The 12,547-nt window shown below is 66.2% G+C and carries 11 protein-coding genes and 1 pseudogene; 6 read left to right on the forward strand and 6 right to left on the reverse strand.

Annotated elements, in window-relative coordinates; genetic code table 11:
- On the forward strand, nt 1-853 hold an 853-nt coding region (locus IF803_RS41325), incomplete at its 5' end, for an MmgE/PrpD family protein (protein ID WP_461196034.1).
- Nucleotides 854-1,054: 201 nt separating this feature from the next.
- Here IF803_RS41325 and IF803_RS41330 read toward each other — a convergent pair.
- From IF803_RS41330 to IF803_RS41345, 4 genes and pseudogenes are all read right to left on the reverse strand, one after another.
- A pseudogene (locus IF803_RS41330) lies at nt 1,055-1,344 on the reverse strand (DUF1330 domain-containing protein).
- Between the two features lie 130 nt (nt 1,345-1,474).
- Nucleotides 1,475-2,902 (reverse strand): serine hydrolase domain-containing protein, encoded by a 1,428-nt coding sequence (locus tag IF803_RS41335; RefSeq protein WP_461196035.1) that lies wholly within the window; start codon nt 2,900-2,902, stop codon nt 1,475-1,477.
- Between the two features lie 391 nt (nt 2,903-3,293).
- Nucleotides 3,294-4,367, reverse strand: a complete 1,074-nt coding sequence (locus IF803_RS41340; RefSeq protein WP_461196036.1) for a helix-turn-helix domain-containing protein — start codon at nt 4,365-4,367, stop codon at nt 3,294-3,296.
- Between the two features lie 31 nt (nt 4,368-4,398).
- A complete protein-coding gene (locus IF803_RS41345) occupies nt 4,399-4,974 on the reverse strand; it encodes a GNAT family N-acetyltransferase (protein ID WP_461196037.1) in 576 nt (191 codons plus the stop codon).
- Between the two features lie 234 nt (nt 4,975-5,208).
- Between IF803_RS41345 and IF803_RS41350 the strand changes: the two genes are divergently transcribed.
- The 4 genes from IF803_RS41350 to IF803_RS41365 all read left to right on the forward strand — a co-directional run bounded on the left by IF803_RS41350 (nt 5,209) and on the right by IF803_RS41365 (nt 9,357).
- A complete protein-coding gene (locus tag IF803_RS41350; RefSeq protein ID WP_028335539.1) occupies nt 5,209-6,126 on the forward strand; it encodes a pirin family protein in 918 nt (305 codons plus the stop codon).
- Between the two features lie 99 nt (nt 6,127-6,225).
- The gene (locus IF803_RS41355) at nt 6,226-7,140 is read left to right on the forward strand and encodes a phosphoribosylaminoimidazolesuccinocarboxamide synthase (protein WP_461196038.1); all 915 of its coding nucleotides are present in this window, start codon (nt 6,226-6,228) and stop codon (nt 7,138-7,140) included.
- A gap of 322 nt (nt 7,141-7,462) precedes the next feature.
- Nucleotides 7,463-8,503, forward strand: a complete 1,041-nt coding sequence (locus IF803_RS41360; RefSeq protein ID WP_461196039.1) for a zinc-dependent alcohol dehydrogenase — start codon at nt 7,463-7,465, stop codon at nt 8,501-8,503.
- Between the two features lie 47 nt (nt 8,504-8,550).
- Nucleotides 8,551-9,357: a crotonase/enoyl-CoA hydratase family protein gene (locus tag IF803_RS41365; protein WP_461196040.1), complete on the forward strand. Its 807-nt coding sequence runs from the start codon at nt 8,551-8,553 to the stop codon at nt 9,355-9,357.
- Nucleotides 9,358-9,522: 165 nt separating this feature from the next.
- On the opposite strand, the gene IF803_RS41370 is transcribed toward IF803_RS41365, so the two are convergent.
- Nucleotides 9,523-10,893, reverse strand: coding sequence for an NAD(P)/FAD-dependent oxidoreductase (locus IF803_RS41370; protein WP_461196041.1), 1,371 nt, complete (start codon nt 10,891-10,893; stop codon nt 9,523-9,525).
- Between the two features lie 60 nt (nt 10,894-10,953).
- Nucleotides 10,954-11,655, reverse strand: a complete 702-nt coding sequence (locus IF803_RS41375; protein WP_411782688.1) for a GntR family transcriptional regulator — start codon at nt 11,653-11,655, stop codon at nt 10,954-10,956.
- Nucleotides 11,656-11,796: 141 nt separating this feature from the next.
- Between IF803_RS41375 and IF803_RS41380 the strand changes: the two genes are divergently transcribed.
- A partial coding sequence (locus IF803_RS41380; protein ID WP_461196042.1) for an amino acid ABC transporter substrate-binding protein occupies nt 11,797-12,547 on the forward strand: 751 nt, incomplete at its 3' end.

Raw genomic sequence — 12,547 nt, forward strand, 5'->3', positions numbered from 1 at the left:
GTTCGGATTGTCGAAAGAGCAGATCGTCTCCGCGTTCGGCGTCTCCGGCAGCCAGGCTGCGGGCTCGCTGCAATTCCTGGTCAACGGCGCCTGGAACAAGCGCTACCAGGTCGGCGCCGCCGCGATGAACGGCGTGATCGCCGCGACCCTGGCACGCAACGACTTCGTCGGCTCGAGCGAGGCGGTCGAGGGCAAGCACGGCCTGCTGGTCGGCTATAGCGACGATGCGCATCCGGACAAGGCGGTGGCGGGCTTGGGCCACACCTATGAGACGCTGAAGATCGGCGTGAAGCCGTATCCGAGCTGCCGCTACACCCACGCCGCGATCGACGCGCTGATCGCGATGCGGCGCGAGCACAATCTGACGCCCGACCAGATCAGGAAGGTCGAGATCGGCCTGCATCGCAACGGCATCACGCTGACCGGCGACGCCGCCACCAAGCGCCACCCGACCTCGGTGGTCGGCGGCCAGTTCTCGATGTTCTTCACCGGCGCGATCGCGCTCGACCAGGGCCATTTCGGCTGGGACGATTACGACCGGCTGGGCGATGCGGCCATCGACGCGCTCGCCGACAAGTTCGACGTGGTGCAGGACGACCGGCTCGAGATTGGCCGCACCCATCCGTTCGGCGCCCGCGTCTCGATCACGACAGATGACGGCACCCATGAGCGCCTCTATGCCGATCCCTCCGGCGAGCCGACCTCGTTCCCCGACGCAAAGGCGATGCAGCAGAAATTTCTGACGCTGGCCCGCCCGGTGCTCGACAAGCGCGCCGACCAGCTCGCCGACGCCATCCTGACGCTCGAGCGCTTCGACCGCGTCGAGAAGGCGACGCAGCTGGGACGGCAGTAACGGCGGCGCTCGTCGACTACAGCGCAGGCTGCGCGCCACACCCACCACTGTCGTCCCTGCGAAAGCAGGGACCCATACTCCGCAGCAGATGTTGTGAATGGGATTCGTCGTTCCAGCGTCACGCAATAAGCGGCATTTGTGGTTATGGGTCCCTGCGTTCGCAGGGACGACACTGAGTTTGGGAGAACACGAGCTCCTCGCCTACTCCGCCCCATCAACGATCACGAAATCGCCGTCGGAATATTTCTGCCGGATCGCCTTCGCGGCCTGATATTCCGGGCAGGTGTAGCATTCCATCGCGGTGGCGCGATCCTTGAATTCGATGACGAAGTTGCGCTGGCGCGCTGCGCCTTCCATCACCTCATAGGGGCCATTGCGCACGATGAAATTGCGCCGTACTTCTCGAACACCGGGATCGCGGCGGCGAGATATTCGGGATAGCGGGCTTCATCGTGAACCGTGACGTGCACGATCCAGTAGGCTTTCGGCATGATGGTCTCCGGTTGACGCGTGCTTCAAGAAAACTATGGCGCGCCTCCTCGCGAGATGCGCCACAGCATCAGAAAATTCCGGAGGCCGAGATTCAATTCACGTTCGCGCGGGTGTTGTGTGACATGCCGGTCAATTGCCGCCCGCGAGCCGCGCGCTTGCAGACGTCGCTGTGACGACGTCACGAACCAGATCGAACACGCCGTCCGCCTCGGTCGGCATGTTCGGCGAGCGGCCGAGCCGGACGATGACGAGGTGCTGCGACGGCACGATAATCACATACTGCCCGATCGTGCCCTTGGCGAAGAAGGCATCGCGCGGCCAGCCGTGCGCGACCCGGTAGTTGGCGCCAAAGCTGTCGCCGAGATCGGTCCAGAACCCCGCGCCGATGCCGACCCAGGCGTGCGGCGTCGGCGATGCGGAATACTTGACCCAGCCCTCAGGCAGGAGGCGCTTGCCGCCCGCCACGCCGTCATCGAGGTAGAGCTGGCCGAACCGCGCCCAGTCGCGCGCGCTCGCCATCATCGCGCCCGATCCTTCCGGCGTGCCCGCCGCATCGAACTGCATCACGACATTGCGCATGCCGAGCGGTCCGAACAGCTCCTCACGCGCGAAGCGCATCACATCAGCCGCATGCCCGCCGACGGCGTTCCGGACCAGATGCGAGAGGATCAGGTAGTTGCCGTCGTGATAGTTCCAGACCCGGCCGGGCGCGCTCTCCAGCGGAGCGCTCTCGGCGAAGGCGGCCATATCCGATTCCATGAACTTCATACGGTTGACCGGCTCGAGCACGGATGCCAGCGACGCCTGCAGCGAACTGCCGAGTGCGAGGCCCGCGGTGTGGCGCAACAGCTGATCGACCGTGATCGCGTGCCGCGGATCTTTCGGATCCTGCCAGGCCGCGATCGGTACCGGCCGATCGACCGCCAGCTTGCCGTCGCGCACCAGGATTCCGATCAGCGCCGAGATCACCGATTTGGTCGCGGAGAAACCGAGCAGCGGCGTGTCGGTGCCGACGCCGTCGGCGTAGCGCTCGGCGACGATGCGGCCGTCCTTCATCACGACAACAGCGCGGGTGCGGCGGAACGGCGGCTCCGCCGGTTCGGCAAAGGCGCGGTCGACCGCGGCCGCAAGCTGCGGGGTTTGCGGCGCGACGAGCGCGGGGCCGGCGATCTCGGGCAGCAGCGCGGCCTGCGGCCTCAAAGACGGCAACGCAATCTCGCCCAGCGTCTCGCCATGGTCGAGCGTGCAGCCCATGCCCTCGCGATAGACCGCATGGCTGCGGCCGAGCCCGAACAGCGTCACGGTGACGTCCTTGCGATCGAGGTCGACCTCGGTGTCCATCGCCCAGGTGATCAGGCCGGCGCCCGGCATCGCGTCCGTGGTCTCGGTCAGGTTTCGCCTCGGGTCGAGCCCGCTGACGAAGGTCTCCGAGCAGATCACATTGGCGACAAAGCCGGTCGCGACCTCGGGCACATCGCGAGCGCGAGCGGCGGACAGCGCCAACGCACCGAACGCGGTGGTGGCGGCGAGAATGAGAAAGAGCTTTCGACGGGTCACGGGATCCTCCTGCATGGCGCGATGGGCATGGCCAGGATCAGGCCGCAGGGGGTGCGATAGCGCTCGCCGGATTCGAAAATCGGGCTGGCCGAGAATTGGCGGCGGCTGGCCGATTCTGGAATTTTATAATGATTACAACGGCTAGAATCGCGAGCTGCGTGCTTCGTGAGGAGAGCACGCCAGTCGGGCTCCCTCCCCCCTTGCGGGGGAGGGTTGGGGAGAGGGGTAGGCCCCGGGCGAGATGGTCGATAGATTCGTCGCTATCGCAGATCGCTTTCCCCCCTCGCCGAGGGAAATCTGAAAGAGCGCGTCGTGTGGTACCCCTCTCCCTAACCCTCCCCCGCAAGGGGGGAGGGAACCCTACCACGGTGCGTCCCTCACATACGCGGGGTCACGCCACACCCGCCTTCAGCCGCCGATACTCCGTCGGGGTCACGCCAGTCGTCGCCTTGAAGGCGCGGTTGAAGGGGCCGAGCGACTGGAAGCCGGCGTCCATCGCGATGGTGATGACCGGGACCTCGGCCTGCGCGGGGTCGGCGAGCGCGGCCTTGGCTTCCTCGATCCGGTGGTTGTTGAGGAAGACGTTGAAATTGCGGTAGCCGAGCCGCTGGTTGATCAGCCGCCGCAAACGGTACTCGGGGATCTTCAGCCGGGTCGCCAGCGTTCCGATCGTGACATTGTCGTGGCGATAGATGCGCTCGTCCGCCATCAGCCGCATCAGGGCATCGACCAGCTTGCGGTCAGCCGCCTCCTCGGCTGCAGCCGGCTTCGTCAGCACGACGGCCTCCGCCGGCACCGTGAACAGGTCGGCGCCGTCGACGCGCATCATCGCCCAGGTGATTGCGGCCACGATGGCGGTGAGCACGGCCGCGTTCATCAGGTTGGCCCATTCCACTGTCACACGGCTGCCGGCATAGGCTATCTGAAGCAGCGCATTGAATCCGCCGTACAGCGCAGACGCGGCGACGATGAAGACACGGACACGGCGGCGGCGCTCGACCAGATCCGCCGACCATGATCCGATGGTTTGCCCCACCGCAAGCGCAACGAACACGAGCGTGAGCGAATTGACCATGGTGATCGCGAGCCGCGCGTGACCGGCGGGTGCAATCCACATGCAACTGACGAAGCTGTAGGCCACGACCGCGGCCCAGATCAGGCCGTGCCACCAGCGCAGCACAAACGCGTCATCGAACAGCGCGCGCGTGAACAGCCAGAACACCACGATATCGCCGGTCGAGAGCGCGATCAGTGGCGCATGCCAGTCGGAGACCGGCGGCCCGGCACCGATCGACGCGGTCACCGCATGCGCGACCGCGCCGAGCGCGAAAGCGGCCGCAAGGCGCCCGGAAAGCGCCTTGCGAAAATCAGTCAGCAGCAAGGCGGCAAGCACCAGCAGCAGCGCCACGCTGGCGCTGCGCAGGCAGAGTTCAAGTGCGGCCCAATCCGAAGCAGCCGATGTCATCGCCGAACAATCGTCGGTCGGACATGGTTTTTCAAGATGGCTCGCGCTGCCAGCGCTGGCGCGACGTCACCCAGATATCGACCTCATCGCCCTCGAGCCTGCCCGGCCCCTCGTTCACGGCACCGAGCCGCCGCGCCACGGCCTGGGATGCTGCGTTGGCCGGATCAATGCAATGGATGATGCGGTCGACCGTGAAGTTGTCGAATACCCAATCGATCGCGGCGCGCGCCGCCTCCACCGCATAGCCTTTGCCGCGGTGCTCTTTGGCAATGCCCCAGCCGACCTCGAAGCCCGGCCATTCCGGCGGAAAATACGGACCGACGCGACCGATGTAGCGGCTGGAAGACTTCTCCTCGACCGCGAACATGCCGAAACCGTGCAGCGCCCAATGGCCCGAGATGACGGCGGCATTGCGCCAGCCCTTCAGCTCCGACGTGACCGGCTGATGATCCGGCGTGATGAAGCGCGCCGTCTCGGGATCGGATAGCATTTTCGTGTTCTCAGCGACATCGGATGCACGCCACGGCCGCAGGATGAGCCGCGCGGTCTCGATCACGGGACCGTCGACCCGCAGCAGTCTTGCGCCTGGCTTGATCAGAGAAACCATCGGCACCTCCGGTTTCCAAGATTATGCTGTTATCACGCGCGCGCACGCGCCAGAAGTATGTCGTCGTCCCTGCGAAAGCAGGGACCCATAACCACAAGGCTTTGTTGTTAGGCGAAGCCATGGCCACAGCCTGCTCAATCACCGCGCCCTGTGGTTATGGGTCCCGGCTCGCGCTTCGCTTGGCCGGGACGACGATTGGAGTATGATCGCCACACCACTGTTAAGGAGTCCGACATGAGCTGGCAGCCCTCGACCGATCCCGAACTCGGCGATCCCAAGACCTGCGACGCGCTGGATCTGATCATCGTGCCGCGCACCCGCGATCTCGGCGACGGCTTTGCGGTGCGCCGCGCGCTGCCGCACGGCAAGCGCCAGATGGTGGGACCCTTCATCTTCTTCGACCATTTCGGACCGGTGCAGTATCTCGCCGGCAAGGGCATGGACGTGCGGCCGCATCCGCATATCGGGCTCGCCACCGTCACCTACCTGTTCGACGGCAGCATCATGCACCGCGACAGCGAGGGCAACATCCAGGAGATCCAGCCCGGCGCGATGAACCTGATGACCGCGGGCCGCGGCATCGCGCATTCCGAGCGCACGCCTGACGTGCAGCGCCGCGACGGCCAGAAGATGCTGGGCCTGCAAAGCTGGATCGCGCTGCCTGCGGGCAAGGAGGAGATCGCGCCGTCGTTCCAGCATTATGGCGCGGGCGACCTGCCGATGATCTCCGAGCGCGACTTCACCGCGCGCATCATCGCCGGCTCCGCGTTCGGCATCACCTCGCCGGTCAGCATGGTCTCGCCGTGGTTTTACACTGAAGTGACCGCGAAGGCCGGCACATCGGTGCCGCTCGACCCCGACCATGAGGAGCGCGCGATCTACCTCGTCGACGGCGAGGTCGAGATCGCCGGCGACCGCCACGAGGGACCGCGGCTCCTGATCTTCCGGCCCGGCGACCGCATCACCGTGAAGACGCTGCGGCCGACCCGGATGATGTTCCTCGGCGGCGACGCGCTGGAGGGGCCGCGCCACATCTGGTGGAATTTCGTCTCGTCATCCAAGGAGCGGATCGAGCAGGCCAAACAGGACTGGAAAACCGGCCGTTTCGCGCAGGTTCCGCACGAACACGAGTTCATTCCGCTGCCGGAGTGAGTTATTTCCTGTGATAACCTCGAACGCCCGCACGGCCGTGTGCGGGCGTTCGTCTTTGCAAGCCACCTATTCTGAAAAGCCACCTAGAGAGATCACGCCATGACCGCGATGCTATCCAGCGATTTGCCCCTGCCCCGGATCGGCCGCGGCAAGGTGCGCGATATCTACGCCGTCGGCGACGACCGCGTGCTGCTGCTGACCACCGACCGGATCTCGGCGTTCGACGTGGTGATGGCGGAAACCATTCCGATGAAGGGCGCGGTGCTGACCCAGATCAGCGCCTGGTGGTTCCGGCAGCTCGAGGGCACCGTGCCGCATCACATGATCAGCGCCGATGCCGACGAGATCATCCGCGCGGTGCCTGAACTGAAGGATCATCGCGCCGACATCCTCGGCCGCGCGATGTTGTGCAAGCGCACCACCGTGTTCCCGATCGAATGCGTGATCCGCGGCTACATCTCCGGCTCGGCGTGGAAGGAATACGCGGCCGAGGGCACGCTGGCCGGCGAAAAGCTGCCGGCCAGCCTGGTCGAGAGCCAGAAGCTCGAACCCGCGATCTTCAGCCCGGCGACCAAGGCCGAGGCCGGCCATGACGAGAACATCACGGTTAAGCGGGTGCGCGAGATCGTCGGTGCCGACGTTGCCGCGACGCTGGAGAAGATGGCGCGCGACGTCTACAGCCATGGCGAGCAGACCAGCCGCGCCCGCGGCATCATCATCGCCGACACCAAGTTCGAGTTCGGCCGCGACAGGGACGGCCGCATCATCCTGATCGACGAGGTGATGACGCCGGATTCGTCGCGCTTCTGGGCGGTCGATGCCTACAAGCCCGGACAGCCGCAGCCGAGCTTCGACAAGCAGCCGCTGCGCGACTACCTCGACGTCGAGCGCCGCGCCGGCCGCTGGAACGGCGACGCCCCCGCCCCGCCGCTGCCAGGGAGCGTGGTGGATGCGACGAGCAAGCGGTACCTTGAGGCCTATCGCCGCGTGACGGGAAGCGAGCTGAAGGTCTAGCAGCACCGTCAGCGCGTTCGCTCTTTCACCGTCACCCCCGCGCAAAGGCTTCGCCTTTGTCGCTGGAGGAGGCCGCAACGCGGCCGTCTCGAAGGGTCGACGGCCCCGGTGGTGGCCGTGCATCCTTCGAGACGCGCGGAGCCTGTCATCGGGCCGCGCTTCGCGCGGACCCGGTGGCGCTCCTCCAGCGACAACGGCAGAGCCGTTGCGCGGGGATGACTGGGGGAGAGGCCGGGTGAATCCCATTCACCCCTGTTGAAGACAAACCTTTTGTCGCGGCGTCCACCGCGCTGCACTCTCCGACCAAACGGAGAGCTTCACGATGCGGCAATTGACTTATGTCGGCGGCAACAAGGTCGAATGGTGGGACGTTCCGGCGCCGAGACTCCAGGACGACCGCGACGCACTGGTGCAGCCGCTCGCGGTGACGCGCTGCGATCTCGATCTTGCGATCGTGCACGGCCGATCGGGCCTTGCAGGTCCGTTCGCACTCGGACATGAGACCGCGGGCCGCATCGTCGACACCGGCGGCGCGGTGAGGAATTTCGCGCCCGGCGATCTCGTCATCGTTCCATTCCAGATCAGTTGCGGTGCCTGCGACCGCTGCCGGCGTGGCCACACCAATGCCTGCACGACGGTGCCGTTCCGCTCCTCCTACGGGTTGAAGCCGGTCTGCGGCGTGGAATATGGCGGCGGCCTGTCCGACCTGATCCGGGTGCCGTTTGCCGATCACATGCTGGTCCGCCAACCGGAAGGCCATGACCTGTCGCAAACGGCGGGGCTGGCGGACGGCGCAACCGACGGGTTCAGCGCGGTGGCGCGCTGGCTCGCGCAACGGCCCGGTGCCGACGTGATCGTGATCGGCGGTTTCGCCCAGTCGCTCGCGCTGTTCGCGGTGCAGGCGGCGGTGGCGCGCGGTGCGGGCCGCGTCGTCTATCTCGACGACCACGCGCCGCGTCTCGCCAAGGCGAAGTCGCTCGGCGCCGACGTGATCGAAGCGCCCGCTGGCCTCTCGATGGAGCCGCCCGGCCTGTTCCCGATCGTGATCGATGCGGCCGCGACCGACGCCAGCATGCTGCTCGCGATTCGCGCAACCGAACCCAACGGCATCTGCCAGCGCATGTATGGCGACTTTGCAGAGACGACGCCGGTGCCGCTCCGGCACATGTACGGCATCGGTGTCACGCTGAAGGTCTCGCGCGTCAATGTCCGCGCCGAGCTGCCCGAATGCGTCGCCCATGTTGCGGCAGGCCATTACCACCCGGAACACGTGATCACCCGCCGCGTCCGCTTCGAGGATGCGCATGAGGCGATCGGCGATCCGACCATCCGCGTGGCCTTCGTTCGCGATGGCATTGCCTGACGGAGACCGTTAGGTTGGCTCCAACCAACAAACGAAGGGAGCGCCCCATGCCTGATGCCGATACCGTGCTCATCGAGCGCGACGGTCCTGTCACCATCATCTCCATCAACCGTCCGCACAACCGCAACGCCGTCGATGGCGCCACCGCGCGCAAGCTGTATGACGCGTTTCTCACCTTCGATGCGGACGCGAGCGCATCCGTCGCGGTGTTCACCGGCACCGGCGGCTATTTCTGCGCCGGCGCCGATTTGAAGGCGGTGGCGGCGGGCGATCCCGAGAAGAAGCGCGAGGTCGGCGGCCACAACACGATCGCGCCGATGGGACCGAGCCGGCTGCGGCTCTCGAAGCCGACGATCGCCGCGATCGAAGGCTTTGCCGTCGCCGGCGGCATGGAGCTCGCGCTGTGGGCGGACATGCGCGTCGTTGCCGAGGACGCGACCTTCGGCGTGTTCTGCCGCCGCTTCGGCGTGCCGCTGATCGATCTCGGCACCATCCGCCTGCCGCGACTGATCGGCCATTCGCAGGCGATCGACCTGATCCTCACCGGACGCCCGGTCGGCGGCGCTGAAGCGCATCGGATGGGGCTCGCGAACCGATTGGCGCCGAAGGGCGAGACCCGCGCGCACGCCATCGCGCTCGCCAAGGACATCGCGAAATTCCCGCAGAATTGCCTGCGCGCCGACCGGCTGTCGGCGCTGCGGCAGTGGGACCTCGACGAGGAAGAGGCGATCAGGAACGAGATGCGCGGCGGGCTCGAGGTGATCGCCTCAGGCGAAACGCTGTCGGGCGCGGCGCGCTTTGCCTCCGGCGTCGGCCGTCACGGCGCCTTCGGCAATGAGGGCGGTCACGGCTAACACGCACATCTCGCGCGCGATCGCCTTGCCAAACCGCACCATCGCCGTGCTGCGTCGCTGAAGATGCGTAGCCCGGATGGAGCGAAGCGCAATCCGGGGTTATCGCCGCGCGGCGGCATGGGTCCCGGATTGCTCGTCGCTCCATCCGGGCTACGAAGATGAGAACTACAGCAATCCGCGGCTTTCGCTCGCTGCGAGCTCGGCCATCAGCGCCTTGTCGTCATAGCGCGCCAGCGAGAGGCTGCGGGCGAACGCGGGTGCCGGCGCGCCGACCACGGCGCGGGCACAGAGATCGCCGGTGGCGCAGGCGCCCATCGTGCCGTAACCCGACAACGCGGTGGCGAGGAACACGTCCGGCGTCTTCGCGGCACCGATCAGCGGCCAGTTTTCCTTCGTCATCGGATAGTAGCCGCCGTAATGCACGCGGTCGCGCGGCAGGGCGCCGAGATATTGCGCGAGCCGTGGCTGCAACCGGCTCGCGGCGCGCAACACGACTTCGGGAAAAAAAGGGTTCAGCTCCGGCTCGCGCACCGGTTCTGTGGTCTGCTCGGCGTTGAAGGCCCAACCGAGCTTGATCCATTCGCCGTGATCGCCGCCGTCGGGCCGGCAATGGATGCTGCCCGGCATCGGCGCCAAGAGGCGCGCGAATTCCGGCGCCGCCGCCAGTGCCTCGCGCTCGTCATCGGACCAGGCCAGCGTCTGGCCGTCGAGATCGATCGCGAACGGCATTTTGCGATCGACCGCGCGGTTGCGGTCGGCGAACGCGATCTTCTGCTGCAGCACGTTGACGATCGGCAGCTCTTCGCCATGCATCGCCGCGACATGCGCCGCGAACGGGCCCGCGGCATTGACGATGATGTCGGCCTTGATGGCCTGCCGCGCGCCATCGGCCAGCACATCGACGACGAAGCGATCGGTCTTCGCGATGCCGAGCACTTTGGCCTGCTGAAACTGCGCGCCCAGTGGCCGCATCGTTTCCAGCATGCACTGGCCGAGTTGCTGGCCGCTGATGTCGCCCGCGCGGCGGATATGCAGCGCCGTCGCGACGTCCTTATCGAAGCTCGGGTAATGGGCCTGGATCAGATCGCGACCGAGCAGAACGTCGACGCCGTCGGGCGCGCTCTGCCAGTCCGCCGAATGCGCCGGCAGGTAGCCGCGGCTTGCCCCCTCGTGCAGGCGGATCAGCTTTTCGGCCTGCGCGCCATAGCCGGCATGGAGTTGCTGCAGCAATTCCTCGGGCTTTTCCTCGCGCGTGACCAGAAGATAGCCGCGCCGGGTCATGTGGATGCGGTTGTCGCTGCGGCGCGCGATCTCCTCCATCAGATCCGTGGAATGGTTGGTGAAGTCGGCCATCGTCGGATGCGGCCACCAGTTGCGGTAGTTCTCGCCGGACTGCGCCGAGGTCAACGCCATCGGCTGGCCTTCGTCGACAATCAGCACGCGCAAACGCTTGTGCTGAACGGCGAGGTAATAGGCCGCGGCGATGCCGACGATTCCCGCACCGATCACCAGGATTTCGACGTCATTGGTCTTCACGCGCACTCTCCTGCGGCCGCGTAGCGCGGCCCGCGGTCACTCACATTGTCTGAACGACGATCAGGCAGGGCGACCCTCGCCCGCATCCCGCAACGCCTGGCGCTGCGCCGAGCGCAGCGTCTTCTGCGTCTCCTCGATATGGTCGCGCAGCAGCCGGACCGCCTTCTTGACCTCGCCGTCGCGGCAGAATTCGAGCAGCCGGTAATGCTCGCGCTGCGGTCGCTCCTTGCCGGTCGCCTGCGACACCAGCGCCCGGGTGAAGCGGCCGACATGGCCGTAATTCGCCTCGATCATGCCGAGCAGGCGCGGGCGATTGCACGGCGCGTAGAGCGTGGCGTGGAATTTCCAGTTGAAGGCGCCCCATTGCGCCGGATCGGGCTCGGCATCGTAGGCGCGGAGGATTTTCGTCGCCGCCTCGAGATCGATCTCGCCCATGGCCGGGATCGCCAGGCGCAGCGCGTGGCATTCGAGCGCGATCCGGATCTCGAGCAACTCGATCACCTCGTCGATCGAGAGATCCGAGACCACCGCGCCGCGGTTGGGGAGGAAGGTCACAAAACCCTCGGCCTCGAGCTGGCGCAGCGCCTCGCGCACCGGGATGCGGCTGGTCCCGAACCGCGCGGCGAGCTCGTCCTGACGCAGCTGCAATCCGGGCGCGAGCTCGCCCGAGCTGATCGCGGCCCGCAATGCCTCGCGCACGGCGTCCGGCGCGGAACCGTGCGGTCCGGTCCCTCGATGACTGGTGACGGTTGCGGGTTCCATCCGGCTCTCTCTCGCTGTGCCGCGGCGGCCAAGATATCCGATCTGCCTACGATTGTATAAAATTGGTTTTCCGATTATGCAATGCCTGTGTATAAAATCTTGCCTCATAGTATCCACATCGCCAGCGTTCGCGAGCACCCGATGCATCAAGCCACCAAGCGATTGATCTTCCTAGCTTTTCTTGCAGCGGCAACATCCGCCCCGGCACAGGCCCAATCGTCCGGCGGCACCCTGGCCAAGATCCGCGATGCCGGCGAAATCCGGCTCGGCCACCGCGACGTCTCGGTCCCGTTCTCCTATCTCGACGACAACCAGAAGCCGGTCGGCTTTGCGATGGACCTTTGCAGCCGAATCGTCGATGCGGTGAAGGCCGAGCTGAAGCTGCCGGCGCTGCAGACCAGGCTGCAGCCGATCCAGCTCTCCACCCAGATCCCGCTGATCGAGAACGGCACCATCGACATCGTCTGCGGTCCCGCCACCAACACGCTGGAGCGGCAGAAGGTCGTCGCCTTCAGCAACACGATCTTCGTGTCGAGCATCCGCGCGGTAGTGCAGAAGGACGCGCCGATCAAGACCTTTGAGGATCTCGGCGGCCGGCCGGTCTCGCTGACCTCGGGCTCGACTTCGATCGGACTGTTGAGCGCACGGGCCCAGGAGAAGAACTTTCAGACCAAGAACATCCTGACCGCCGACCACGCCGCATCGTTCCTCGCGCTGACCACCGGGCGCAGCGAAGCCTTCGTGATGGACGACATTCTGCTGGCGAGCCTGATCGCCGGCAGCCGCACCCCTACGGACTGGCGCATCATCGACGACAGCCTGCGCACCGAGCCCTACGGGCTGATCATTCGCAAGGGCGATCCGGAGTTCAAGGCGCTGGTCGACAAGACGC

The organism is Bradyrhizobium sp. UFLA06-06 (assembly GCF_054820065.1).